Here is a 25,605-nt window from a genome sequence, read left to right on the forward strand (position 1 = left end):
ACCCGGCCCACTCGCTGCGGGGCCCGGTGCTTCCGACCCGCGCAGGGGGGTGTAGCTCAGTTGGTTAGAGCGCCGGCCTGTCACGCCGGAGGTCGCGGGTTCGAGCCCCGTCACTCCCGCCATCCCTTGCGATGGGCCTGCCGGACGAGAACATTTTTCCCGGCTCACCCGCGTTTCACCTTTTTTGCAAGTCAGTCCGTCGCTGAACCCGCCTTCGTTTGCGGAGCCTGACGCGCGCAGCTGTGTTTCGACGCCGCCCCGGCTTTTACGCACGGCGTTCGGCTGATAGATTCGACGCTAGGCGTTGCGAGCGAGGTAGGGCGCATGAAGAGAGCATTCCCGTCGGCCAGCCTTCTGGCCTCCGTGCTGCTGTTGGCGGGCGCTGGGGTGCCCGCGGTCGCCCAGGACGCAATGACCCCGCCGCCGGGGCAAGCCTCCCCCAGCCCCTTCATCAACAATCTCGGCCCCGATGCGCCGCAGCCGCAGACCGGCGAGCTGGTGCCGCTGCCCGGCCCGCCGCCGGAGGGCAAGGAGGCGGAGATCAAGCTGCCCGATTGCGCGCCGCCCAATTGCGGCACGCCGCAGATCATGGAATAGCGCCGGCATCGCCGACGCCCTGTCCGATGCGCCCGGCTAGGGCAGGGGACACCTGACCGCAGGCGCTCCTGCGCGAGTCGCACATGCGCGCGGCCCGAGGTTCCGCTGATCGGCAAGCCCGACCCGGCCGGGCATCGGGCGCGCTCCCGGCGCCCGCTGATTCCCCGCTGTCCTGTCTCCCGCAGCCCATTCTTTGGCGGGAAGGCCCCGCTCCCGGCCGGCGGGAAGCCCCGGGTGGCGAGCCGGGGCCGCGTCTTTGACAAAAAAACACAGCATCGGGCGGCGATTGATGGTGTGACAATGACATGACCGCTCGTGTAGCGTGGTAGCCACGTAATGGAGTATGTGCCGATCCGCAGGGTTCAACCGGATCGCATCGCTCTCCAAGATCTGATGGTGATTCAACGAGGCGGCCATGGACACGATCATCGACTTCCTGAACACCATCTTCTGGGGATACGTGCTGATTTACGGCCTGCTGGCGGTGGGAATCTATTTCACCGTCCGGCTGAAATTCCTGCAGATCATCCACTTTCCCGAGATGATCCGTTCTGTGCTGGGGTCGAGCGAGACCGACCATGCCGGCATCACGCCGTTCCAGGCGCTCTGCACCAGCCTCGCCTCGCGTGTCGGCACCGGCAACATCGCCGGCGTGGCGGTCGCGCTTTATCTGGGCGGGCCGGGGGCGATCTTCTGGATGTGGGTGGTCGCCTCGCTCGGCATGGCCACCGCCTTTGCGGAAAGCACGCTGGCCCAGCTCTACAAGATCAAGGACGAGGACGGCCATTATCGCGGCGGCCCCGCCTTCTACATGGCCAAGGGACTCAAGGCGCCGTGGGCCGGGTCGATCTTCTCGGTGTGCCTGATCCTTTCCTTCGGCCTCATCTTCAATGCGGTGCAGGCCAATTCGATCGCGGACGCGATGGAAGGCGCCTTTGGCGCGCCCAAGCTCGCGACCGGGCTGGCCATCGCGGTTCTCACCGGCATCATCATCTTCGGCGGCATCGCCGCTATCGCCCGGGTGGCCGAGATCGTCGTGCCCTTCATGGCGGCGGGCTATCTCGGCATGGCGCTCTTCGCCGTGGCGATGAACATCAGCGAAGTGCCCTCGATGTTCTCGCTGATCATCGCCAGCGCCTTCGGCTTCGCGCCGGCGGCCGGCGGCGTTGCCGGCTCGGTCGCGGCGGCCATGCTCAACGGGGTGAAGCGCGGGCTGTTCTCCAACGAGGCCGGCATGGGCTCGGCGCCGAACATCGCCGCCGCCGCCACGCCCGATCCGCATCATCCGGTGAGCCAGGGCTTCGTGCAGGCGCTGGGCGTGTTCATCGACACGATCCTCATCTGCACCGCGACCGCGTTCCTGATCCTGCTGTCCGGCCTGCTGGAGCCGGGTTCCGGCCTTACCGGCACCCAATTGACCCAGGCGGCGATGACGCACCATATCGGCTGGGCGGGCACCTATTTTGTCGCCATCGCGATCTTCTTCTTCGCCTTCACCTCGATCATCGGCAACTACTCCTATGCCGAGGGTGCGCTGGTCTATCTCGGCATTGGCAGCCATGCCGGGCTGGCGGTGCTGCGGCTGGCGGTCATGGTGATGGTGGTGTGGGGGGCGCACGAATCGGTGGCGACGGTGTTCAACGCCGCCGACGCCTCAATGGGGCTGATGGCGACGGTCAACCTCATCGCCATCGTGATGCTCTCAGGGCTCGTGTCGCGGCTGACGCGCGACTATCTGCAGCAGCGGCGGGCCGGCAAGAAGCCGCGCTTCACCGCCTCCTCCATGCCCGAACTCGCCGGCCAGATCGACGCCGACATCTGGAACCGGCCCTGAGCCGAGGGTGCCTGACGCAGTGGCTTCCGCCGACGGCAGGCGCTCCCGATTCTCACGGTGGGCGAATTGTCCCACCTGCGCCAGCGCTGCCGGCGAAGACAGGCCGGCCGGTCGTCTCCCACCCCGGCGTGACGCGCCCGGCGCAGGTCCGGCGCGCTGACGCCGGCACTGCCTCGGCGCCCGCGTGTACCAAGCTCGCGAAGGCGTCCGGGCCGTCCGGCCCGTCGTATCCACGATACCCTTCACGTAACCCCGCCGATTGAGCGGCAAATTCTGTTGTTTGGCCAGATTTTACGGGCGTTTTCGGGGGGATGCGCCGGCGCGGGGTGGCGGCCTGCGCAAGGTGTGAATTCTGTATACCAGACCTGCGCGATTGCCGGCGGATGCCCTTGCCTCGGTTCGGGCGGTGCGATAAGCCTGCCGCGTGCTTTGAATATTTCGCAACTGCGATTGCACGACAGATGACCTATCCTGGCCCGGGAGGATCCCATCCATGAGCAGCCTGCTTCAGGATTATCTGCCCGTCGTGATCTTTATCGGCGTGTCGGCATTCATCGGCATCGCCCTTCTGGTTGCGCCGTTTCTTGTCGCCTTCAGCCGGCCCGATCCGGAGAAGATGTCGGCTTATGAATGTGGCTTCAATGCGTTCGACGATGCGCGCATGAAGTTCGACGTCCGGTTCTATCTGGTCGCCATCTTGTTCATCATCTTCGATCTGGAAGTCGCCTTCCTGTTTCCCTGGGCGATCACATTCGGGGAGCTCGGCAATTTCGGCTTCTGGTCCATGATGGTGTTCCTGTTCGTACTCACCATCGGTTTTGTCTACGAGTGGAAGAAGGGAGCGCTCGAATGGGATTGAGCGCGCATAGCCCTCTCGTCGCCCCGGCGGCCAAGGGTATCATCGACCCCAATACCGGCCGTCCGATCGGCGCCACCGACCCGTTCTTCGTCGAGGTGAATGCCGAGCTCGCCGACAAGGGCTTCCTCGTTACCGCGACGGATGACCTCATCAACTGGGCCCGCACCGGCTCGCTGATGTGGATGACCTTCGGCCTCGCCTGCTGCGCGGTCGAGATGATGCAGACCTCGATGCCGCGCTACGATGTGGAGCGGTTCGGCTTCGCGCCGCGCGCCTCTCCGCGCCAGTCCGACGTCATGATCGTCGCCGGCACGCTGACCAACAAGATGGCGCCGGCGCTGCGCAAGGTCTACGACCAGATGCCGGAGCCGCGCTACGTCATCTCCATGGGCTCCTGCGCCAATGGCGGCGGCTACTACCATTATTCCTATTCGGTCGTGCGCGGCTGTGACCGCATCGTGCCGGTGGACATCTACATTCCCGGCTGCCCGCCGACCGCAGAGGCCCTGCTGTACGGGGTGCTGCTGCTGCAGAAGAAGATCCGCCGCACCGGGACGATCGAGCGCTGAGGGTTCGAGGCGATATGGACGAGACGCTGAAAGAGCTGGGCGCGCATGTGAAGGAATCGCTTCCCGACGCGGTCGAGGAAGTGATTATGTCCTATGGCGAGCTGACGCTGGTGGCGTCGGCGGCCGAGGTCATCAAGGTGCTGACCTTCCTGCGCGACGACCCGTCCTGCCGCTTTGTGAGCTTCATCGACATTTGCGGCGTCGACTGGCCGCAGCGCGAGAAGCGCTTCGACGTGGTCTACCACCTGCTGTCGCCGACGCTGAACGCCCGCATCCGCATCAAGGTCGAGACCGACGAGACGACACCGGTCGCCTCGGCCACCTCCGTGTTCGCCGGCGCCTTCTGGTTCGAGCGCGAGGCGTTCGACATGTACGGCATCCTGTTCTCCGGACATCCCGAACTCCGCCGCATCCTCACCGATTACGGCTTTGACGGCTATCCGCTGCGCAAGGACTTCCCGACCACCGGCCTTGTCGAGGTTCGCTATGACGACGAACGCAAGCGCGTGGTCTACGAGCCGGTGAAGCTGGCGCAGGAATTCCGCAGCTTCGACTTTCTCTCGCCATGGGAGGGGCCGGACTACGTGCTCCCCGGCGACGAGAAGGCAACCACCCCGAAGGCGGGCTGAGGTGAGGTCCGAGCGATGAACGCACCCGGCAAGATCGACCCCAACGTCCGCAACTTCCAGATCAATTTCGGCCCGCAGCATCCGGCGGCGCACGGCGTGCTGCGCCTTATCCTGGAACTCGACGGCGAAATCGTCGAGCGCGTCGACCCGCATATCGGCCTGCTGCATCGCGGCACCGAGAAGCTGATCGAGGCCAAGACCTATCTGCAGGCGGTGCCCTATTTCGACCGGCTCGACTATGTCGCGCCGATGAATCAGGAGCACGCCTTCTGCCTGGCGATCGAGCGCATGCTCGACATCACCGTGCCCAAGCGCGGCCAGCTGATCCGGGTGCTCTATTCCGAGATCGGCCGCATCCTCTCCCACATGCTGAACGTGACCACGCAGGCGCTCGACGTCGGCGCGCTCACCCCGCCGCTGTGGGGCTTCGAGGAACGCGAAAAGCTGATGATGTTCTATGAGCGAGCCTCCGGCTCGCGCATGCACGCGGCCTATTTCCGGCCCGGCGGCGTCCATCAGGACCTGCCGCGCGCGCTGGTCGAGGACATTCTCGCCTGGACGCACACCTTCCCCGGCTTCATGGACGATCTGGAAGGCCTGCTCACCGACAACCGCATCTTCAAGCAGCGCAATGTCGATATCGGCATCGTCAGCCTGGAAGACGCCTGGGCGTGGGGCTTCTCGGGAGTGATGGTGCGCGGCTCGGGCGCGGCGTGGGACCTGCGCAAGTCGCAGCCCTATGAGTGCTATGACGAGCTGGAATTCGACATTCCGATCGGCAAGAACTGCGACAATTACGACCGCTACTGCATCCGCATGGAAGAGATGCGGCAGTCGGCGCAGATCATGCGCCAGTGCTGCGAGCGGCTGCTGAAGGAAGCGGGCCCGGTCTCTGCGGTCGACAACAAGATCGTGCCGCCCAAGCGCGGCGAGATGAAGCGCTCGATGGAAGCGCTTATCCATCATTTCAAGCTCTACACGGAAGGCTTCCACGTTCCCGCCGGCGAGGTCTACGCCGCCGTGGAGGCCCCCAAGGGTGAGTTCGGCGTCTATCTCGTCGCCGACGGCACCAACAAGCCCTATCGCTGCAAGATCCGCGCACCCGGCTTCGCGCATCTTCAGGCGATGGATTTCCTGTGCCGCGGCTACATGCTCGCGGACATTTCGGCGATCCTCGGATCGCTGGATATCGTGTTCGGTGAAGTGGACCGCTGATCCCTCGGGGACGCGGTTCGATCGGAAGGGTACGGCATGTCTGTCCGTAGGCTTGCTCCAAAAGAGGTTCAGCCCGAGAGCTTCGCGTTCACGGTGGAGAATCTCGCTTGGGCCGAGAAGACCATCGCGAAGTTTCCGCCCGGCCGGCAGGCCAGCGCGGTGATTCCGCTGCTCATGCGCGCGCAGGAGCAGGCGGGCGGCTGGGTCTCGGAACCGGCGATGCGCTATGTCGGCGAGATGCTCGGCATGGCGCCGATCCGCGTCTACGAGGTCGCCACCTTCTACACCCAGTTCCAGCTCCAGCCGGTCGGCAAGCGCGCCCATATCCAGGTGTGCGGCACCACGCCCTGCATGCTGCGCGGGGCGGGCGATCTGATCAAGGTGTGCAAGAGCCGGATCCATGAGGAGCCGTTCCACCTTTCCGCCAGCGGCGATCTGTCGTGGGAAGAGGTGGAATGCGCTGGCACCTGCGTGAACGCGCCGATGATCCAGGTGTGGAAGGACGTCTATGAGGACCTGACGCCGGCGGATCTGGAGAAGATCCTCGACGCGTTCGAGCGCGGCGAACACCCCGCTCCCGGTCCGCAGAACGGCCGCCACACCTCCGCGCCCGTCACCGGGCTGCGGGTGCTGACGGCACCGGAACTGTTCGACGGCTCGATGGTCGGGCAGGGCGCCGGGCTGGCGCTCGCCCGCGAGGCGCTCGCCGCCAAGGCCAAGGGCGAAGCGGCTCCCGATGCGCCGCCGCCGGCCGCTGCGGCCGCCGCGCCGCCGCCCCCGCCCAAGAGCGACCCGGCTCCCGCCACTGCCCCCGCCGCCAAGGCGGTTGTGGCGGCTGGCGAGGCCGACAAGGAGAAGCCGAAGAAGCCCGTCGCCCCGCCGCCCGGCAAGGCGACGGACCCTAAGGCGGAATGAGGAGCGAACCATGCTTGCCGACAAGGATCGCATCTTCACCAATATCTACGGCCACCATGACTGGGGGCTGCAGGGCGCGCTGAAGCGCGGCTCGTGGGACGGCACCAAGCTGTTCCTCGATGCCGGCCGGGATTTCATCATCGAGCATATGAAGGCCTCGGGCCTGCGCGGGCGCGGTGGCGCCGGCTTCCCGACCGGCCTCAAATGGTCGTTCATGCCCAAGAACAACGATGGGCGCCCGCACTACCTCGTCGTCAATGCCGACGAATCCGAGCCTGGCACCTGTAAGGATCGCGAGATCCTGCGCCACGACCCGCACCATCTGGTCGAGGGCTGCCTGATCGCCGGCTTCGCCATGGGCGCGCACACGGCCTACATCTATGTGCGCGGCGAGTTCATCCAGGAGCGCGAGCACCTCCAGGCGGCGGTCGACCAGGCCTATGAGGCCCGGCTGATCGGCAAGAACAACGTGCATGGCTGGGACATGGACATCTATGTCCACCATGGCGCCGGCGCCTATATCTGCGGCGAGGAAACCGCGCTGCTGGAAAGCCTGGAGGGCAAGAAGGGCCAGCCCCGGCTGAAGCCGCCTTTCCCGGCCAATGTCGGCCTCTATGGCTGCCCGACGACGGTGAACAACGTCGAATCCATCGCCGTCGCCCCCACCATCCTGCGGCGCGGGGCGGCGTGGTTCTCCTCCATCGGACGCGCGAACAATGTCGGCACCAAGCTGTTCGGCATCTCCGGCCATGTGAACACGCCCTGCATCGTCGAAGAGGCGATGAGCATCCCGTTCAAGGAACTGATCGACAAGCATGGCGGCGGCGTGCGCGGCGGCTGGGACAACCTGCTTGCCATCATCCCCGGCGGCGCCTCCTGCCCGATCATCCCGGCCGACCAGTGCGCCGACCTGATCATGGATTTTGACGGCTGCCGGGCGGTGAAGTCGAGCTTCGGCACGGCTGGCGTGCTGGTCATGGACAAGTCCACCGACGTGGTTAAGGCCATCGCCCGCATCTCCTATTTCTTCCGGCATGAGAGCTGCGGCCAGTGCACGCCCTGCCGCGAGGGCACGGGCTGGATGTGGCGCGTGCTCGACCGCATGGTCGAGGGCCGGGCCCAGAAGCGCGAGATCGACCTGCTGCTGCAGGTCACGACCCAGGTCGAGGGCCACACCATCTGTGCGCTCGGCGACGCGGCGGCGTGGCCGGTGCAGGGCCTGATCCGGCATTTCCGTCCGGAGATCGAAAGGCGGATCGACCAGTATTCGGCGAACCCGCATTCCGACCCGGTGCCGGTGGCGGCGGAGTGATGGCGATGGAGCTTCGCAAAACTGTCGAACTGATTGATGCGAACGATGTCAATCTCTCCGGGTCGGTGTTTGTCGACGTCAATCTTTCGGGCTCGCGCTTCGATGACGTGAACATGTCGGGCTGGTCGGTGAAGAACGTCAATTTTTCGGGGCTCATGTTGGAGTGCGCGAACGTGTCCGGCGCACGCATTACGCATGCCGACCTGGTCGGCGTTTCGATTGCAGATTGTCGGCTCGACGGCATGCGGATCGATGGGGTTCTCGTGACGGACATGCTGGCGGCGTATCGCGCAGCGAACGGGGCGAACTGATGGCCAAGATCATCGTCGACGACATCGAGCTGGATGTTCCGCCGGAGTTCACGCTGCTCCAGGCCTGCGAGGCGGCGGGCGCGGAAATCCCGCGCTTCTGCTTCCATGAGCGGCTGTCCATCGCCGGCAATTGCCGCATGTGCCTCGTCGAGGTGAAGGGCGGTCCCCCCAAGCCCACCGCCAGCTGCGCGATGAATGTGCGCGACCTGCGCCCCGGCCCGAATGGCGAGCCGCCTGTCGTGCTCACCAAGAGCCCGATGGTGAAGAAGGCGCGCGAAGGGGTGATGGAGTTCCTGCTCATCAACCACCCGCTCGACTGCCCGATCTGCGACCAGGGCGGCGAATGCGACCTTCAGGATCAGGCCATGGCCTATGGCGTGGACACGTCCCGCTATGCCGAGAACAAGCGCGCGGTCGAAGACAAGTATATCGGCCCGCTGATCAAGACCTCGATGACGCGGTGCATCCAGTGCACCCGCTGCGTGCGATTCACCACCGAGGTGGCGGGCGTGGCCGAGCTCGGCGCCATCGGGCGCGGCGAGGATATGGAGATCACCACCTATCTTGAGGCGGCGCTCTCCTCCGAGCTGCAGGGCAATGTCGCCGATCTCTGCCCGGTCGGCGCGCTGACCCAGCGTCCCTATGCCTATCACGCCCGCCCCTGGGAGCTGTCGAAGACCGAATCCATCGACGTGATGGATGCGGTCGGTTCCAATATCCGCGTCGACACGCGCGGCCGCGAGGTCATGCGCGTCCTGCCGCGCCTCAATGAAGACGTGAACGAGGAGTGGATCTCCGACAAGACCCGCTACATCTGGGACGGTCTGAAGACCCAGCGCCTCGACCGCCCCTATGTGCGCGTCGGCGGCAAGCTGCAGCAGGCGAGCTGGCCGCAGGCCTTCGCCGCCATCGCCGAGAAGGTGAAGGGCGTGCCCGGCACCCGCATTGGCGGGCTCATCGGCGACCTCGCCTCGGTGGAAGAGGCGTTCGCGCTGAAGGCGCTGCTCAGCGCGCTCGGCTCGGCCAACATCGATTGCCGGCAGGACGGGGCGAAGCTCGACCCCGCGCTCGGTCGCGCCAGCTATCTGTTCAACGCCACCATTGCCGGCATCGAGCAGGCGGATGCGCTGCTGATCATCGGCTCCAACCCGCGCCTTGAAGCGAGCGTGCTCAATGCCCGCATCCGCAAGCGCTGGCTGCAGGGAGGCTTCCCGATCGGCCTGATCGGCGAGGCGGTCGACCTGACCTACCCCTATGACTATCTCGGCGCCGGTTCCGACACGCTGGCCGACCTGCTCGCCAGTGGCAGCTTCGCCGAAACGCTGAAGGGCGCCAAGCGGCCGCTGATCCTGATCGGGCAGGGCGCTCTCGCCCGTCCCGACGGCGCGGCGGTTCTGGCGCTGGCGGCCCGCGTGGCGGACGCCGTCGGTGCCGTGGTGGAAGGCTGGAACGGCTTCTCCGTGCTGCACACGGCCGCTTCCCGCGTCGGCTCGCTCGATATCGGCGCGGTGCCGGGCGAGGGCGGGCTTGACGCGGTGGCGATGACCAATGCCGGCGGAGCCGACGTGCTGTTCGCGCTCGGCGCCGACGAGATCGACATCGCCCCTGGCGCCTTCGTGGTCTATCTCGGCACCCATGGCGATCGCGGTGCTCATCGCGCCGACGTGATCCTGCCGGGCGCCGCCTATACCGAGAAGTCGGGCACCTATGTGAACACGGAAGGGCGGGCGCAGATCGCCAACCGCGCCGCCTTCCCGCCTGGCGAGGCGCGCGAGGACTGGGCGGTGCTGCGCGCGCTGTCCGATGTCGTCGGCCATCGCCTGCCCTTCGACAGCCTGGCGCAGCTGCGCGCGGCGCTCTATGCGGCGCACCCGCATCTGGCCCGGCTCGATCATGTGGCGCCGGCGGACCCGGCGGCCGTGGCCGCGCTGGCCGCGTCCGGTGGCTCGCCGGCGAGCGGGCCGTTCCGCGGCGTCGTTACCGATTTCTATCTCACCAATCCGATCGCACGCGCCTCCGCCGTGATGGCTGAATGCTCCGCGCTCGCGTCCAGCCGCCACGCGGCGGCGGCCGAGTGAGGGGAGGGAGCACATGACCGAAACAAGCTGGTTCGACACGCTGATACAGGTGCTCATCATCGTCGCCCAGAGCCTCGCGCTGCTGGTTGGCCTGCTGATCATCGTCGCCTATGTGCTGCTGGCCGACCGCAAGATCTGGGCGGCGGTGCAGCTGCGGCGCGGCCCCAACGTGGTCGGGCCGTTCGGCCTGTTCCAGTCCTTCGCCGACCTGCTCAAATTCGTGCTGAAAGAGCCGGTGATCCCGGACGGCGCCAATAAGGGCGTGTTTCTGCTGGCGCCCTTCGTCACCTGCCTGCTGGCGCTGGCCGCTTGGGCGGTGGTGCCGATCGACGCTGGCTGGGTGGTGGCCGACATCAATGTCGGCGTGCTCTACATCTTCGCCATTTCTTCGCTCGGCGTGTACGGCACCATCATGGCCGGCTGGGCGTCGAACTCGAAGTACCCCTTCCTGTCGGCGCTGCGCGCGGCAGCGCAGATGGTGTCCTACGAGGTTTCGATCGGCTTCGTCATCGTCACCGTGCTGCTCTGCGCCGGCTCGCTGAACCTGACCGCCATCGTCGAGGCGCAGAACACGCAATGGGGCATTCTCGGCTGGTACTGGCTGCCGCTGTTCCCGATGTTCGTGATCTTCTTCATCTCGGCGCTGGCCGAGACCAACCGCCCACCCTTCGATCTGGGCGAAGCGGAATCGGAGCTGGTCGCCGGCTTCATGGTGGAGTACGGCTCCACCCCGTACATGATGTTCATGCTCGGCGAGTATGTGGCGATCATGACCATGTGCGCGCTGACCACCATCCTGTTCATGGGCGGCTGGCTGCCGCCGGTGCCGGTGGCGCCGTTCACCTGGGTGCCGGGCATCATCTGGTTCCTGCTCAAGGTGCTGCTGGTGTTCTTCATGTTCGCCATGGTGAAGGCGATGGTTCCGCGCTACCGCTACGACCAGCTCATGCGCCTCGGCTGGAAGGTGTTCCTGCCGATCTCGCTGGCGATGGTGGTGATCGTGGCCTCCGTGCTCCACTTCAGCGGCCTGTCGGCGGCGGGGGGATGAGATGGATGAGGGCACGCTCCAGGCCCTGATGGAAGCGTCCGCCGTCGGTTGGGCGGGGGCGGCTGCGGGTGCGATTTTCGGCGCACTCGAATGGTTCATTCTGCCGGGGGTCGTCGAAACGTCGATCCGTGGTTCCAAGGAGGCCCGCAAGCTGAATCCTGACCAGCTGGCGGGAGTGATTTCGTGGTGGAAGACCGTGATCCGTGTCTTTGCCGTTTCGATGCCGCTGGTGGGCTTCGGCCTTGCCGCGGCCATGGCCGATTGAGGAGAGCGACATGAGATTGGATCTGGCCGCACGCCAGCTGCTGCTCACCGAGTTCGTCTCGGCGTTCTTCCTGGCGATGCGCTATTTCTTCAAGCCGAAGGCGACGATCAACTATCCCTTCGAGAAGAACCCGGTGTCGCCGCGCTTTCGGGGCGAGCATGCGCTGCGCCGCTATCCCAACGGGGAAGAGCGCTGCATCGCCTGCAAGCTGTGCGAGGCGATCTGCCCGGCGCAGGCCATCACCATCGAGGCCGGCCCGCGCCGCAATGACGGCACCCGCCGCACCACCCGTTACGACATCGACATGGTGAAGTGCATCTATTGCGGCTTCTGCCAGGAAGCCTGCCCGGTCGATGCCATCGTCGAGGGGCCGAATTTCGAATTCGCCACCGAGACGCGCGAAGAACTGTACTACGACAAGGCCAAGCTGCTCGCGAATGGCGACCGCTGGGAGCGCGAGATCGCGCGCAACATGGCGCTGGACGCGCCGTACCGTTGAGCGCGCAGGGGGCTGGGAACGTGAAGACCGAAACGATACGGGCCGCCAAGGCCCTTCGCGCCGCGACCGCCGGGATGGCGGGCGCCGGTTTGACTGGGGGGTGCCGGGCATGAGCCTCGCCGCGCTGTTCTTCTATCTCTTCGCCGGGGTCGCCGTGGCCTCGGCCTTCATGGTCATCTCGTCGCGGAACCCGGTCCATTCGGTGCTGTTCCTGATCCTGACCTTCGTCAACGCGTCGGGCCTGTTCATCCTGATCGGCGCCGAGTACATCGCGATGCTGCTCATCGTGGTCTATGTCGGCGCGGTGGCGGTGCTGTTCCTGTTCGTGGTGATGATGCTCGACGTCGATTTCGTCGAGCTGCGCCAGGGCTTCCTGCAATATCTGCCGGTCGGCGTGCTGGTGGGGATGGTCTTCCTCGCCGAGCTGGTGCTGGTGGTCGGCTCCTGGACCTTCGGCGCGGGTGTCACCGGCGCTGTCACCTCGGCCGCGCCCGAGGTGTCGAACGCCGTGGCGATCGGCCGGGTGCTGTACACGGACTATGTCTATTTCTTCCAGGCGGCGGGCTTCATCCTGCTGGTCGCCATGATCGGTGCCATCGTGCTGACGCTCCGCCACAAGGAGAACGTCAAGCGCCAGAGCATCCCGGTCCAGAATGCGCGCACCAAGGCGATGGCGATCGACGTCGTCAAGGTGCCTTCCGGCAAGGGGCTCTGAGCCATGGCGATCGGCCTTCCGCACTATCTGACCGTCGCGGCGATCCTGTTCACGCTCGGCACGCTCGGCATCTTCCTCAACCGGAAGAACGTCATCGTCATCCTGATGTCGGTGGAGCTCATCCTGCTGGCGGTGAACATCAACCTCGTCGCCTTCTCGATTTTCCTCGGCAACATCGTCGGACAGGTCTTTGCCCTGTTCGTCCTGACGGTCGCCGCCGCCGAGGCCGCCATCGGTCTCGCCATCCTCGTGGTGTTCTACCGCAATCGCGGGTCGATCGCCGTCGAGGACATCAACACCATGAAGGGCTGAGCGGGCATTCATGTACCAGGCGATCGTATTTCTCCCCCTCGTCGGCTTCCTCATCGCCGGCCTGTTCGGCCGGCTGATCGGCGCACGCGCCTCGGAGCTGGTCACGACCGGGCTGCTCGTCATCTCCGCCTTCTTCGCGTGGATCGTGTTCTTCCAGACCGCCTTTGGCGGCCATGATGGCACTGTCGAGCTGTTCACCTGGATGGCGTCGGGCAAGCTCGACGTCACCTGGGCGATCCGCGTCGACACGCTCACCGCTGTCATGCTGATCCTCGTGACCACGGTGTCCTCACTCGTGCACCTGTACTCCATGGGGTACATGCACGAGGACCCGAGCCGGCCGCGCTTCTTCGCCTATCTCTCGCTGTTCACCTTCGCCATGCTGATGCTGGTGACCAGCGACAACCTCGTGCAGCTGTTCTTCGGCTGGGAGGGGGTGGGCCTGGCGTCCTATCTGCTGATCGGCTTCTGGTACGACAAGCCGTCGGCCTGCGCGGCGGCTATGAAGGCCTTCATCGTCAACCGCGTCGGGGATTTCGGCTTCGCGCTCGGCATCTTCGCCATCTACCTGATGACCGGCTCGGTCGCCTTCGAGCAGGTCTTCGCCGCCGCTCCCTCGCTGATGGACAAGAACATCCTGTTCCTCGGCCATGAGTGGCACGCGCCGACGGTGATCTGCCTGCTGCTGTTCATTGGCGCCATGGGCAAGTCGGCGCAGCTCGGCCTGCACACCTGGCTGCCGGACGCGATGGAAGGCCCGACCCCGGTCTCCGCCCTCATTCACGCCGCGACCATGGTGACGGCCGGCGTGTTCATGGTGGCGCGCATGTCGCCGCTGTTCGAACTGTCCCCGATCGCGCTCAACGTCGTGCTGTTCGTCGGCGCCTCCACCGCCTTCTTCGCGGCGACGATCGGCTGCGTGCAGAACGACATCAAGCGGGTGATCGCCTATTCCACCTGCTCGCAGCTCGGCTACATGTTCACCGCGCTGGGCACCGGCGCCTATTCGGTGGGCGTGTTCCACCTGCTGACGCACGGCTTCTTCAAGGCGCTGCTGTTCCTGGCGGCCGGCTCGGTCATCACCGCGATGCACCATGAGCAGGACATGCGCCACATGGGCGGCCTGTGGCGGAAGATTCCGTTCACCTACGCCACCATGCTGATCGGCGGCCTGGCGCTGACGGGCTTCCCCTTCACGTCAGGCTATTTCTCCAAGGACGCGATCATCGAGACCGCCTTTGTCAGCCACAGCCCCTTCGCCACCTATGCCTGGGTGATGACGGTGGCGGCGGCGGCGCTCACCGCCTTCTACACCTGGCGGCAGATGTTCATGACCTTCCACGGCAAGACGCGCGCGGACCACCACACCTTCGACCATGCGCATGAATCGCCGCTGACCATGCTGATCCCGCTGGGCGTGCTTTCATTCGGCGCGCTCTTCGCCGGCATGATCCTCTACCCCTATTTCGTCGGGCACGATGTGGATCACTTCTTCCGGGAGTCGATCTTCATGGCCTCGGACAACAAGATCCTCGAAGAGATGCACCACATCCCCTTCTGGGCGAAATGGGCCCCGACGGTGATGATGGCGATCGGCTTTGCCTTCGCCTACTGGATGTACATCGCCAACACCGCTGTTCCCAAGGCGCTCGCGAAGCAGAACGACGTGCTGTACCGCTTCTTGCTCAACAAGTGGTATTTCGACGAGCTCTATGACTTCCTGTTCGTCCGGCCGACCCTGTGGCTCGGCAACTTCCTGTGGAAGCAGGGCGACGTGCGGGTCATTGACGGCTACGGCCCGAACGGCGTCTCAGCCCGCGTCATCGACGTGACCAACCGCGTCGTACGCCTGCAGACCGGCTATCTCTACCACTATGCGTTCGTGATGCTGGTGGGTGTCGCAGCCTTCATCACCTGGTTCATGTTCGGGGGCGCGCACTGATGTACGACTGGCCCATTCTCTCCGTCGTCACCTTCCTGCCGCTGGTCGGCGCGCTGCTGATCGTGCTGATGATCCGCGGCGACGACGAGGTGGCCAAGCGCAACGCCCGCTGGGTGGCGCTGTGGGCGACCCTTGTCACCTTCGTCATCTCGCTGCTGCTGCTGTTCGGCTTCGACCCGTCGAATCCGGACTTCCAGTTCGTCGAGTACCAGGCCTGGCTCGGCGATGTCGCTGCCTACCGGATGGGCGTCGACGGCATTTCGCTGCCCTTCGTGCTGCTGACCACGCTCTTGATGCCGATGTGCATTCTCGCGAGCTGGGACGCGATCCAGCACCGCGTGAAGGAGTACATGATCTGCTTCCTGGTGCTCGAAACACTGATGATCGGCACCTTCTCCGTCCTCGACCTGCTGCTGTTCTACTTCTTCTTCGAAGGCGGCCTGATCCCGATGTTCCTCATCATCGGCATCTGGGGGCATGGGCGTAAGGTCTACGCCGCGTTCAAGTTCTTCCTCTACACGCTGGCCGGCTCGGTGCTGATGATGCTCGCCATCATGGCCATTTACTGGCAGGCGGGCACCACCGACATCGCCGTGCTGCTGAAGCATGATTTCCCGGAGGGCATGCAGTACTGGCTCTGGATCGCCTTCTTCGCCTCCTTCGCGGTGAAGATGCCGATGTGGCCGGTGCATACCTGGCTGCCCGACGCGCATGTCGAGGCGCCGACGGCGGGTTCGGTGATCCTGGCGGCGATCATGCTGAAGATGGGCGGCTACGGCCTGCTGCGCTTCTCGCTGCCCATGTTCCCCGACGCCTCGGCCTATTTCGCGCCCTTCGTCTTCACCCTCTCGGTGATCGCGATAATCTACACCTCTCTGGTCGCGCTGCGGCAGGAGGACATGAAGAAGCTGATCGCCTATTCCTCCATCGCCCATATGGGCTATGTGACGATGGGCATCTTCACCCTGACCCAGGAAGGCATCCAGGGGGCGGTGTTCCAGATGGTCAGCCACGGCTTCGTGTCGGGCGCGCTGTTCCTGTGTGTGGGCGTGCTCTATGACCGCATGCACACCCGCGAGATCGCGGCCTATGGCGGCCTCGTCTTCCGCATGCCGGTCTACGCCACGCTGTTCATGGTGTTCACCATGGCCAATGTCGGCCTGCCGGGCACGTCGGGCTTCATCGGCGAGTTCCTGACCCTGCTGGCCGCCTTCGGGCGCAATACCTGGGTGGCCTTCCTCGCCACAACAGGCGTCATCCTTTCCGCCGCCTATGCGCTCTGGCTCTACCGCCGGGTCGTATTCGGCGCGCTGGAGAAGGAAAGCCTGAAGAACATCCGGGACGTGAACCCGCGCGAACTGGCCACGCTCGTTCCGCTGCTGTTCCTCACCATCCTGTTCGGCGTCTGGCCGCAGCCGATCCTCGACGCCTGCAATGTCGCGGTGAACGCGATCGTCGCGCGCGCTGATGTTGCGGCCGGCGCCATCAAGGCCGCCGCGCTGGTGCTGCCTTGATCCGACACATGACCATCGCGGAGCCCGTTCAATGACCCTCACCCTCGCCGCGCTCGGCCCCGCGCTGCCCGAACTGCTGCTGGCCTTCTCCGCCCTGGCGCTGCTGATGTTCGGCGCCTTCGTCGGCCCGAAGTCGACCGATACGGTGAACGGGCTGGCGCTGGCCGCCCTGTTCGCGGCGCTGGTGCTGGTCCTGCTGGGCCCGACCGACGCCACGCTGTTCAACGGCGCGTTCCATGTCGACGCCTTCGGCCGCTTCATGAAGGTGCTGGCGCTGCTCGGCGCGGGCGGCACGCTGGCGATGTCGGTGGACTGGCTGAAGGCGGAGAAGCAGGATCGCTTCGAATACCCGATCCTGGTGCTGCTCTCCACGCTTGGCATGATGATGCTGATCTCGGCCGGCGACCTGATCGCGCTCTATATGGGCCTCGAACTGATGAGCCTGGCGCTCTATGTGATCGCGGCCAATAACCGCGATTCCGTGCGCTCCACCGAGGCCGGCCTGAAGTATTTCGTGCTCGGCGCGCTGTCCTCCGGCATGCTGCTCTACGGCGCCTCGCTGATCTACGGCTTCACCGGCTCGGTGAATTTCGCCCAGATTGCAGAGGCCGCCCGCGAGCCCTCGCTGGGGCTGATCTTCGGCATCGTCTTCATGTTCGCCGGCCTGTGCTTCAAGGTGTCGGCCGTGCCGTTCCACATGTGGACGCCGGATGTCTATGAAGGCGCCCCGGCGCCGGTGACGGCGTTCTTCGCCTCGGCGCCGAAAGTGGCGGCGATGGCGGTGTTCGTGCGCTTCGCCATGGAGGCGCTGCCCAACGTTACCCACCAGTGGCAGCAGATCATCGTCTTCGTCTCCATCGCCTCAATGGCGCTGGGCTCGTTTGGCGCCATCGGCCAGCGCAATTTCAAGCGCCTGATGGCCTATTCCTCGATCGGCCATATGGGATTCGCGCTGGTCGGCCTCGCCGCCGGCACCGAGCAGGGCGTCCAGGGCGTGCTGGTCTACATGGCCATCTATATGGCGATGACGCTCGGCACCTTCGCCTGCATCCTGTCGATGCGGCGCAAGGACGGCATGGTCGAGACCTATGACGATCTGGCCGGCCTCGCCCACACCAGCCCGGTGAAGGCATTCATGCTAGCGGTGCTGATGTTCTCGCTGGCCGGCATTCCGCCGCTGGCCGGGTTCCTGGCCAAGTACTACGTGTTCCTTGCCGCCATCGAGTCCGGGCTGTATGCGCTCGCCGTCATCGGCGTGCTCACGAGCGTGGTCGGCGCGTTCTACTATCTGCGCATCGTCAAGATCATGTATTTCGACGAGCCGGCGGCGCCCTTCGAGCCGATGCGCTCGGAGCCGCGGGTGGTGCTTGCCGTGTCCGGCACCTTCACCCTGCTGTTCTTCCTCTACCCGGCGCCGCTGATCACGGCGGCGGCTGTGGCGGCCCGGGCGCTCTTCTGAGAATGGCGCCCACGCCGGTCGCCACGCCGGTCGTCCGTTTCGATACGGTCGGTTCGACCAATGAGGCCGCGCTCGCCCGGGCGGGCGGCGGCCTGGCTCCGTGCTGGTTCGTCGCCGTGCGACAGACCGGCGGGCGCGGCCGGCGCGGCCGGCCCTGGGCCTCGGAACCCGGCAATCTCTATGCCTCGCTGCTGCTGGTGGATGCCGGCCCGGTGGCGCGCCAGCCGGAGCTGTGCTTCGTCGCCGCTCTGGCACTTTATGATGCCGTGCGCGCCGTTACCGGCATCGACCCCTTGCGCATCGGCCTGAAATGGCCGAACGACGTGATGATCGACGGTGCGAAGCTCGCCGGCATCCTGCTTGAGGGGGCCGTGCCGCCGGGTGGCCGGGCGGCGACGGTGATTGGCTTCGGGGTCAATTGCGCGCACCATCCGTCCGACACGCCCTATCCGACGACGGATCTGGCCGCATCAGGCTATCCGACCGACCCGCCCGCCCTGCTCGCCGCGCTTGACGCGGCGATGGGCGAGTGGCTTGCCGAATGGGAGCGCGGCGCGGGATTTGCCCGTATCCGCGACGCTTGGCTGCGCCGGGCGACCGGCCTTGGCAAGGCCGTGACCGCGAGGCTTGGCAGCCGCGAGGTCGAGGGAGTATTCGAGGCACTCGACTTCTCGGGTGCCATGGTGCTGCGCCGTACCGACGGCGTGCGCGAGACGATCAGCGCCGGCGACGTGTTTCCCACGTCCGCCGCGCCAGTGTGAAAGGCAGGAATGTGAGCAAGTGGCCGGAAGAACTGGTCTTCGCTCCCCTTGGAGGGGTCGGCGAGATCGGTATGAATCTCGGGCTGTATGGTCTGGGGCCACGCAACCGGCGCAAATGGCTCGCGGTCGATCTCGGCATCTCCTTCGCTCCGCCGGAAGTGCCCGGCATCGATCTGATCATGCCCGATATCGCCTTCCTCGAACGCGAGGCGGAGGCGGGCAACCTCGTCGGTCTTGTCATCACGCACGGGCACGAGGACCATATCGGGGCGCTGGTCGACCTGTGGCCGCGCCTGGGCTGTACGGTCTACACCACGCCCTTCACCCACGCGCTGGCCGAGGCGCGGCGCCTGGGCGAGCCGGGGGCGCCGAAGATCCCCTTCCACATCGTCCCCACCGGCGGGCGCACCAACATCGGCCCGTTCGATGTCGAGTTCGTACCGGTGGCGCATTCGATTCCCGACAGCCACGCCCTCGCCATCCGCACGCCGCTGGGCATGGTCGTGCATACGGGCGACTGGAAGATCGACCCGACCCCGGTGGTCGGCAACGTCACTGATCCCGTGCGCTTCTCCGCGCTGGGCGATGAGGGCGTGCGGGCGGTCATCTGCGATTCCACCAATGCCATTCGTGACGGTATTTCGCCGTCGGAAGTCGATGTGCAGAAGGTGCTCACCGAGATGATCGGTGCCGCGCCGAACCGGGTGGCGGTGACGACCTTCGCCTCCAATGTGGCGCGCATCCGCTCCATCGCCGAGGCGGCGATGAAGAACGGCCGCGAGGTCGTGCTGGTCGGGCGGGCCATGGAGCGGGTGATCGGGGTGGCGCGCGAGCAGCACATGCTTGACGGCCTGCCGCCCTTCCGGTCCGCCGACGCCTATGGCTTCCTGCCGCGGGACAAGGTGGTGGCCATCCTCACCGGCAGCCAGGGCGAGCCGCGCGCGGCGCTGGCACGCATCGCCGATGACGACCATCCCGAGATCGCGCTGTCGCCGGGCGATCACGTGATCTTCTCCTCGCGCACCATCCCCGGCAATGAGCGGCCGGTGAACCGCATCATCAATGCGCTGATCCTGCAGGGGGTGAAGGTCATCACCGACCGCGACGGGCTCGTGCACGTCTCCGGCCATCCGCGTCGCGGCGAGATGGAGCAGATGTACCAATGGCTGCGCCCGCAGGTCGCGGTGCCGGTGCATGGCGAGCCGCTGCACCTGCACGAGCATGCCGAGTTGGCCCGCCGCATGGGCGTGCGCGAGGTGATCCGCCTGGTCGATGGCGATGTGGTGCGCCTGATCAGCGCCGATCCCTCGCTCGGCGCCGAGGTGATCGAGGAGATCCATTCCGGCAAGCTCTACAAGGACGGCCAGGTGCTGGTCGGTGCCGACGACCCGGCGATTGCCGAGCGCCGGCGGCTGTCCTTCAGCGGGCTGGTCTCGGTGGCCATCGCCATGTCGTCCAAGGGCGACGTGGTGGGCGACCCGATGATCGACCTGTCCGGCCTGCCGCGCCTCGGCCTGGGCGGCACCCCGCTCGACGAGGTGGTGGAGGACGCGGTGCTGAACTGCCTTGACGGCCTGCCCAAGGGCCGCCGGCGCGATCCGGACGCCGTTGCGGAATCGGTCACGCGGGCGGTGCGTGGCCAGATCAACGCCGCCTGGGGCAAGAAGCCGCTCTGCCATGTGCTTGTCATCACGGTATGAAGACCCGGCCGGGAGCGCGCATGCGCGGCCAGTGAGAGACTGACGCGCGGCGTGCGTACTCCCTTAGTACCGCAGCTTGACGCCTCGGGATCTCTCTCCCGGGGCGGGCTGAACGGGGAGGGGACTTGCATGATCGGCCGTCTGAACCATGTCGCCATCGCCGTGCCGGACCTGGAGGCGGCGATCGCGACCTATCGCGACACGCTGGGCGGCGAGGTGTCCGGCGTCACACCGCAGGCTGAGCATGGCGTGAACACCGTGTTCGTCACCTTGCCGAACACCAAGATCGAACTGCTCGGGGCGCTGGGCGAGAACTCGCCGATCGCGAAGTTCCTTGAACGCAATCCCGAAGGCGGCATCCATCATCTGTGCTACGAGGTCGACGACATCCTCGCCGCCCGTGACCGGCTGCTGGCGGCGGGGGCGCGGGTGCTGGGCTCGGGCGAGCCGCGCCTCGGCGCGCATGGAAAGCCGGTGCTTTTCCTGCACCCGAAGGATTTTCTCGGCACGCTGGTCGAGCTGGAACAGGCGTGAGGAAGCACCATGGGCGTCGGTACCTATATCGCGATCTATTTCATTGTCTGGTGGGTGGTGATCTTCGCCGTGCTGCCCTTCGGCGTGCGCTCCCAGCATGAGGACGGCACCGTCACCGACGGCACGGAGCCGGGCGCCCCGCAGCGGCCGCTGCTTCTGCGCAAGGCGCTGGTGACCACGGTGGTGGCGGCATTCATCGTGCTGCTTTTCGCCTGGCTGGTGGAAACCGAGCGGCTGCGCCTCGACATGTTCCCCATGCCGTTCCATGTCGATGGGCTGAAATAGCCCGCTCCGCGGCGGTGTCACCGCGCCTGCGGCCCAATTTTATGGAAATCGAGGCAAAAAAAGAGGCGGGACCTAGGTCCCGCCTTCCTTGTCTGGCCGCCCGCACCTGATTCTGCGCCGTTTCGACGTCTGCCAGGGGGCTTTCTTAGCCGTCATTCCTCCCGAGACCTGGACCGATCTGCTCGCTTTGGAAGCGTTCAGCGGACCTCTTTCTAGAGGCCGGCACCATAAAGCAGAAAATACGGCCTTGTCATCCTTGCGTCGCAATAGAGCCATGGTGCATTGCAACAGAAATGGGCGCGTCACCCCGCAATCGCCCTAAACACAGGCAGTCTGCGCCGCTCCGGTGCGCGGGGCATGCTCTAGGGCTTGTCTTTTGTTGGACGATCCGGTTTCACTCCGCCATCGCCGCCGCGCTGCCGATCCCGGCCGAATCGTGAGTTTCCGCTGATGCGCCTGTCCCGCTACTTCCTTCCCATCCTCCGCGAAGTCCCGAAGGAAGCGGAAATCGTCTCGCACCGCCTCATGCTGCGCGCCGGCATGGTGCGCCAGGAGGGCGCCGGCATCTATGCGTGGCTGCCGCTGGGCAAGCGCGTGCTGGACAAGATCTGCAACGTCATCCGCGAGGAGCAGAACCGTTCCGGCGCCATCGAGATCATGATGCCGACCATCCAGTCGGCCGATCTCTGGCGCGAGAGCGGGCGCTATGACGACTATGGCAAGGAGATGCTCCGCATCAAGGACCGGCACGAGCGCGACATGCTGTTCGGCCCGACCAATGAGGAGATGCTCACCGAGATCGTCCGCGCCTATGTGAAGTCCTACAAGGATTTGCCGCTGAACCTCTACCACATCCAGTGGAAGTTCCGCGACGAGGTGCGCCCGCGCTTCGGCGTCATGCGTTCGCGCGAATTCCTGATGAAGGACGCCTATTCGATCGACCTCGATTTCGAGAACGCGGTCGTCGCCTATAACCGCATGTTCGTGGCGTATCTGCGCACCTTCGCCCGGCTGGGGTTGAAGGCGATTCCGATGGTGGCCGATACCGGCCCGATCGGCGGCAATCACAGCCATGAATTCATCATCCTCGCCTCGACCGGCGAGAGCCAGGTGTTCTGCCATTCCGACTATCTCGGCATGGACACGCCGGAAGAGGGCGTGGACTTCCAGGACCCGGCCGCGCTGCAAGACATCGTGAACCGCTGGACCAGCCTTTATGCGGCCACGGAAGAGAAGCATGACGAAGCGGCGTTCGCGGCGATTCCCGACGAGCAGCAGGTGTCGGCGCGCGGCATCGAGGTGGGTCACATCTTCTATTTCGGCACCAAATATTCCGAGCCGATGGGCGCCAAGGTGACGGGCCCCGATGGCGTGGAGACGCCCGTTCACATGGGCTCTTACGGCATCGGTCCCTCGCGTCTGGTCGCGGCCATCATCGAGGCCTCGCATGACGAAAACGGCATCATCTGGCCGGAAGCGATCGCGCCGTTCCGTGTTGGCCTCTTGAACCTCAAGGTCGGCGATGCGGCGACCGACGAGGCCTGCGAGGCGATCTATGCCGAGCTGACCGCGCGCAATGTCGACGTGCTGTACGACGACACGGCCGAGCGGCCCGGCTCGAAATTCGCTACCGCCGACCTGATCGGCCTTCCCTGGCAGATCATCGTCGGCCCCAAGGGGCTGGCGGCCGGCACGGTGGAACTCAAGCGGCGGGCGGATGGCACGCGCGAGACGCTGACCATCGCGGCGGCGCTGGAGCGGATCATCGGTTGATCTCAGGACGCGCGCGGCCAATCAGGGCCGGGCGAGGGGCGGAGCAGGCATGGCAGCCAAGAGCGCAGCGCGTCGGGTAAAGGCAGCAAAGGCACAGTCCGCGACGGCGCAGGCCGGCGAGGAGCCGACCGGTTCGAAGCCGTTCAGCGCCTTCGAGTGGATGCTGTCGCTGCGCTATCTCCGGGCCCGCCGCAAGGAGGGCTTCATCTCGGTCATCGCCGGCTTCTCCTTCCTCGGCATCATGCTCGGCGTGGCGACGCTCATCATCGTCATGGCTGTGATGAACGGCTTCCGCACCGAGCTTCTGTCCAAGATCCTCGGGCTGAACGGCCACATGCTGGTGCAGCCGATCGACGGCCCGCTCACCGATTATGACGCGGTGGCCAAGCGCATTGCCGGCGTGCCGGGCGTGACGCTGGCGGTGCCGCTCGTGGAGGGGCAGGCGCTGGCCTCCTCGGCGTTCAATGCCGGCGGCGTGCTGGTGCGCGGCCTCTCCGAGGCCAGCCTGCGGGCGCTCCCGGCCATCGGTTCCAACATCCGCGCGGGCACGCTGGAGGGCTTCGACGAGGGCTCCGGCATCGCCATCGGCAAGCGCCTTGCCGACCAGCTCTCGCTGCAGGCGGGCGACAACCTGACCCTTGTCGCGCCGCGTGGCGCGGTGACGCCGATGGGCACGACGCCGCGGATCAAGGTCTACAAGATCGCGGCGGTGTTCGAGATCGGCATGTCGGAATATGACAGCGCCTTCGTCTTCATGCCGCTGGCGGAAAGCCAAGCCTACTTCAACAAGGATGGCGACGTGACCGCCATCGAGGTCTATGTCGACAATCCCGACAATGTGGAGCGCTACCGTCCCTTGGTGCAGGCAGCGGCGGAGCGGCCGATCTACATCGTCGACTGGCGCCAGCGAAACGCCACCTTCTTCAACGCGCTGCAGGTGGAGCGGAACGTGATGTTCCTGATCCTGACGCTGATCGTGGTGGTGGCCGCCTTCAACATCGTCTCGGGCCTCAACATGCTGGTGAAGGACAAGGGCCGCGACATCGGCATCTTGCGCACCATGGGGGCGACGCGCGGGGCGATCATGCGGGTCTTCCTCGTCACCGGCGCCGCCATCGGCGTGGTAGGCACGCTGGCGGGTTTCCTGCTCGGCCTGCTGGTATGTCTCAATGTCGAGGAAATCCGCCAGTTCATCTCCTGGATCACCGCGACCGAGCTGTTCTCGCCCGAGCTGTATTATCTCAGCCGCCTGCCGGCCGAGCTGAACGCCGGCGAAACCGCGACCGTGGTTCTGATGGCGCTCATCCTCTCCCTTCTCGCTCCGCTCTACCCGTCCTGGCGCGCCGCGCGCCTTGATCCGGTGGAAGCGCTGCGCTACGAATAGGAGGGACGCCATGTCGACCTCATCCGCGACCATTCCCCCGCGCGCCGCTCTCCACCTCGAAGGCGTCGAGCGCCGCTATGTCCAGGGCGAGGGCACGCTGGAAATCCTGCGCGGCGCCGACTTCACCGTGCTGGAAGGCCAGTCAGTAGCGCTCGTGGCGCCGTCCGGCACCGGCAAGTCGACGCTTCTGCACATTGCCGGCCTGCTGGAGCACCAGGACGCCGGCGAAGTGTTCATCGGCGGCACCGCCACGGCCGGGCTGGCCGATGCCGAGCGCACCCGCATCCGCCGCACCGGGGTCGGCTTCGTCTACCAGTTCCATCATCTCCTGCCGGAGTTCTCGGCGCAGGAAAATGTGATGTTACCGCAGATGATCCGTGGCCTGTCGCGCCGCGAGGCGGGGTCGCGGGCGAAGGAGCTGCTGAGCTATCTCGGCCTCGCCAAGCGGCTTGAGCATCGTCCCGGCGAGCTTTCCGGCGGCGAGCAGCAGCGCGTCGCCATTGCCCGTGCGGTCGCCAATGCCCCGCGCGTGCTGCTGGCCGATGAGCCCACAGGCAATCTCGACCCGCACACCGCCGACCATGTCTTCCATGCCCTGTCGCAACTGGTGGAAGCCACGGGCCTCGCGGCTGTCATTGCCACCCATAATCTCGAACTCGCTTCCCGCATGCACCGCCGCGTCACGCTGCGGGAGGGCAAGGTGGTTGAACTCGCCTGAGGCGCGGGCCTGAAGGGCTGGCACGGGGCGCATGCGATTCGGTCTGGATGCCTCCAGCGCTGTTTTCGTTTCGTCAACCATGAACTGGAACGAAAAGAGAACATGGGTTGATTGCGGGGATAAGCGCGGTCATGTTCTCTCTATGTTCTGGGGAGGTCGACATGATCCGTGTTCTTGTTCAAGAAACCGCCGCTCTCGCGTCCATCGCTCTTTTCGTCGCCATGATTGGCTTGTGGGCTGGGGTCATCACCGGGGTGTGAAGCCCCGGCTTGACGCTTGAGGCCTCTGCCTGAGGCATGAGCGTCTGCGACGCTCAGCCTGAGGCATGAAGGCTAGAGCCTTCAGCCTGAGGACAGCGGGGAGGGCGCCCCCGCAAG

25 protein-coding genes and 1 tRNA gene are annotated in these 25,605 nt (G+C 65.7%); all 26 read left to right on the plus strand.

The genetic code is table 11. The features are described 5' to 3' along the window. Nucleotides 1-45 precede the first annotated feature (45 nt). The 26 genes from J2S76_RS00650 (at nucleotide 46) to J2S76_RS00775 (ending at nucleotide 25,228) form a co-directional block, all read left to right on the plus strand. Nucleotides 46-122: transfer RNA gene (locus J2S76_RS00650), tRNA-Asp, on the plus strand. A gap of 202 nt (nucleotides 123-324) precedes the next feature. Further along, complete coding sequence (locus tag J2S76_RS00655; RefSeq protein ID WP_307056568.1) at nucleotides 325-597, plus strand: hypothetical protein; 273 nt, start codon at nucleotides 325-327, stop codon at nucleotides 595-597. Nucleotides 598-1,012: 415 nt separating this feature from the next. Next, nucleotides 1,013-2,431, plus strand: a complete 1,419-nt coding sequence (locus J2S76_RS00660) for an alanine/glycine:cation symporter family protein (RefSeq protein ID WP_307056570.1) — start codon at nucleotides 1,013-1,015, stop codon at nucleotides 2,429-2,431. A gap of 493 nt (nucleotides 2,432-2,924) precedes the next feature. Further along, a complete protein-coding gene (locus tag J2S76_RS00665; RefSeq protein ID WP_018391223.1) occupies nucleotides 2,925-3,290 on the plus strand; it encodes an NADH-quinone oxidoreductase subunit A in 366 nt (121 codons plus the stop codon). Continuing rightward, on the plus strand, nucleotides 3,281-3,859 hold the full coding sequence (locus J2S76_RS00670) for a NuoB/complex I 20 kDa subunit family protein (protein WP_131835652.1): 579 nt from the start codon (nucleotides 3,281-3,283) through the stop codon (nucleotides 3,857-3,859). The genes J2S76_RS00665 and J2S76_RS00670 overlap by 10 nt, the downstream gene beginning before the upstream one ends. Nucleotides 3,860-3,873: 14 nt before the next feature. Next, the gene (locus tag J2S76_RS00675; protein WP_307056573.1) at nucleotides 3,874-4,488 is read left to right on the plus strand and encodes an NADH-quinone oxidoreductase subunit C; all 615 of its coding nucleotides are present in this window, start codon (nucleotides 3,874-3,876) and stop codon (nucleotides 4,486-4,488) included. A gap of 15 nt (nucleotides 4,489-4,503) precedes the next feature. Next, nucleotides 4,504-5,703, plus strand: coding sequence for an NADH-quinone oxidoreductase subunit D (locus tag J2S76_RS00680; protein WP_018391220.1), 1,200 nt, complete (start codon nucleotides 4,504-4,506; stop codon nucleotides 5,701-5,703). Nucleotides 5,704-5,739: 36 nt separating this feature from the next. Next, on the plus strand, nucleotides 5,740-6,618 hold the full coding sequence (nuoE, locus tag J2S76_RS00685; RefSeq protein ID WP_307056576.1) for an NADH-quinone oxidoreductase subunit NuoE: 879 nt from the start codon (nucleotides 5,740-5,742) through the stop codon (nucleotides 6,616-6,618). 10 nt (nucleotides 6,619-6,628) lie between these two features. Beyond that, nucleotides 6,629-7,930, plus strand: a complete 1,302-nt coding sequence (gene nuoF / locus J2S76_RS00690) for an NADH-quinone oxidoreductase subunit NuoF (RefSeq protein WP_307056578.1) — start codon at nucleotides 6,629-6,631, stop codon at nucleotides 7,928-7,930. Nucleotides 7,931-7,935: 5 nt separating this feature from the next. Further along, nucleotides 7,936-8,241: a pentapeptide repeat-containing protein gene (locus J2S76_RS00695; protein WP_307056580.1), complete on the plus strand. Its 306-nt coding sequence runs from the start codon at nucleotides 7,936-7,938 to the stop codon at nucleotides 8,239-8,241. After that, complete coding sequence (nuoG, locus tag J2S76_RS00700) at nucleotides 8,241-10,319, plus strand: NADH-quinone oxidoreductase subunit NuoG (protein ID WP_307056582.1); 2,079 nt, start codon at nucleotides 8,241-8,243, stop codon at nucleotides 10,317-10,319. The genes J2S76_RS00695 and nuoG overlap by 1 nt, the downstream gene beginning before the upstream one ends. A gap of 13 nt (nucleotides 10,320-10,332) precedes the next feature. Further along, nucleotides 10,333-11,367: an NADH-quinone oxidoreductase subunit NuoH gene (nuoH, locus tag J2S76_RS00705; RefSeq protein ID WP_126280592.1), complete on the plus strand. Its 1,035-nt coding sequence runs from the start codon at nucleotides 10,333-10,335 to the stop codon at nucleotides 11,365-11,367. Between the two features lies 1 nt (nucleotide 11,368). Further along, on the plus strand, nucleotides 11,369-11,632 hold the full coding sequence (locus tag J2S76_RS00710; protein WP_307056585.1) for a hypothetical protein: 264 nt from the start codon (nucleotides 11,369-11,371) through the stop codon (nucleotides 11,630-11,632). A 10-nt stretch (nucleotides 11,633-11,642) separates the two neighbouring features. Further along, on the plus strand, nucleotides 11,643-12,131 hold the full coding sequence (gene nuoI, locus J2S76_RS00715; protein WP_018963955.1) for an NADH-quinone oxidoreductase subunit NuoI: 489 nt from the start codon (nucleotides 11,643-11,645) through the stop codon (nucleotides 12,129-12,131). Nucleotides 12,132-12,240: 109 nt separating this feature from the next. Further along, complete coding sequence (locus tag J2S76_RS00720; RefSeq protein WP_307056587.1) at nucleotides 12,241-12,846, plus strand: NADH-quinone oxidoreductase subunit J; 606 nt, start codon at nucleotides 12,241-12,243, stop codon at nucleotides 12,844-12,846. Between the two features lie 3 nt (nucleotides 12,847-12,849). Next, a complete protein-coding gene (gene nuoK / locus J2S76_RS00725) occupies nucleotides 12,850-13,158 on the plus strand; it encodes an NADH-quinone oxidoreductase subunit NuoK (RefSeq protein WP_018391212.1) in 309 nt (102 codons plus the stop codon). A gap of 10 nt (nucleotides 13,159-13,168) precedes the next feature. After that, nucleotides 13,169-15,100: an NADH-quinone oxidoreductase subunit L gene (nuoL, locus tag J2S76_RS00730; RefSeq protein WP_307056589.1), complete on the plus strand. Its 1,932-nt coding sequence runs from the start codon at nucleotides 13,169-13,171 to the stop codon at nucleotides 15,098-15,100. Then, a complete protein-coding gene (locus tag J2S76_RS00735) occupies nucleotides 15,100-16,614 on the plus strand; it encodes an NADH-quinone oxidoreductase subunit M (RefSeq protein ID WP_018391210.1) in 1,515 nt (504 codons plus the stop codon). Before nuoL ends, J2S76_RS00735 begins: the two co-directional genes overlap by 1 nt. A 31-nt stretch (nucleotides 16,615-16,645) precedes the next feature. Next, nucleotides 16,646-18,073 (plus strand): NADH-quinone oxidoreductase subunit NuoN, encoded by a 1,428-nt coding sequence (gene nuoN / locus J2S76_RS00740; RefSeq protein ID WP_307056592.1) that lies wholly within the window; start codon nucleotides 16,646-16,648, stop codon nucleotides 18,071-18,073. Nucleotides 18,074-18,075: 2 nt separating this feature from the next. Then, nucleotides 18,076-18,834: a biotin--[acetyl-CoA-carboxylase] ligase gene (locus J2S76_RS00745; protein ID WP_307056594.1), complete on the plus strand. Its 759-nt coding sequence runs from the start codon at nucleotides 18,076-18,078 to the stop codon at nucleotides 18,832-18,834. Between the two features lie 71 nt (nucleotides 18,835-18,905). Then, nucleotides 18,906-20,534, plus strand: a complete 1,629-nt coding sequence (locus J2S76_RS00750; protein WP_370874688.1) for a ribonuclease J — start codon at nucleotides 18,906-18,908, stop codon at nucleotides 20,532-20,534. 129 nt (nucleotides 20,535-20,663) lie between these two features. Then, nucleotides 20,664-21,068: a methylmalonyl-CoA epimerase gene (gene mce, locus J2S76_RS00755; protein WP_307056598.1), complete on the plus strand. Its 405-nt coding sequence runs from the start codon at nucleotides 20,664-20,666 to the stop codon at nucleotides 21,066-21,068. Between the two features lie 9 nt (nucleotides 21,069-21,077). Beyond that, nucleotides 21,078-21,353 (plus strand): DUF1467 family protein, encoded by a 276-nt coding sequence (locus tag J2S76_RS00760; RefSeq protein WP_018391205.1) that lies wholly within the window; start codon nucleotides 21,078-21,080, stop codon nucleotides 21,351-21,353. A gap of 450 nt (nucleotides 21,354-21,803) precedes the next feature. Continuing rightward, on the plus strand, nucleotides 21,804-23,126 hold the full coding sequence (gene proS, locus J2S76_RS00765) for a proline--tRNA ligase (RefSeq protein ID WP_307056600.1): 1,323 nt from the start codon (nucleotides 21,804-21,806) through the stop codon (nucleotides 23,124-23,126). A gap of 160 nt (nucleotides 23,127-23,286) precedes the next feature. Continuing rightward, nucleotides 23,287-24,510 (plus strand): lipoprotein-releasing ABC transporter permease subunit, encoded by a 1,224-nt coding sequence (locus J2S76_RS00770; RefSeq protein ID WP_307057691.1) that lies wholly within the window; start codon nucleotides 23,287-23,289, stop codon nucleotides 24,508-24,510. A 10-nt stretch (nucleotides 24,511-24,520) separates the two neighbouring features. Beyond that, complete coding sequence (locus tag J2S76_RS00775) at nucleotides 24,521-25,228, plus strand: ABC transporter ATP-binding protein (RefSeq protein ID WP_307056602.1); 708 nt, start codon at nucleotides 24,521-24,523, stop codon at nucleotides 25,226-25,228. The last annotated feature ends 377 nt before the right edge of the window (nucleotides 25,229-25,605 follow it).

It is taken from the genome of Ancylobacter vacuolatus (assembly GCF_030813595.1).
Lineage (GTDB): Bacteria > Pseudomonadota > Alphaproteobacteria > Rhizobiales > Xanthobacteraceae > Ancylobacter > Ancylobacter vacuolatus.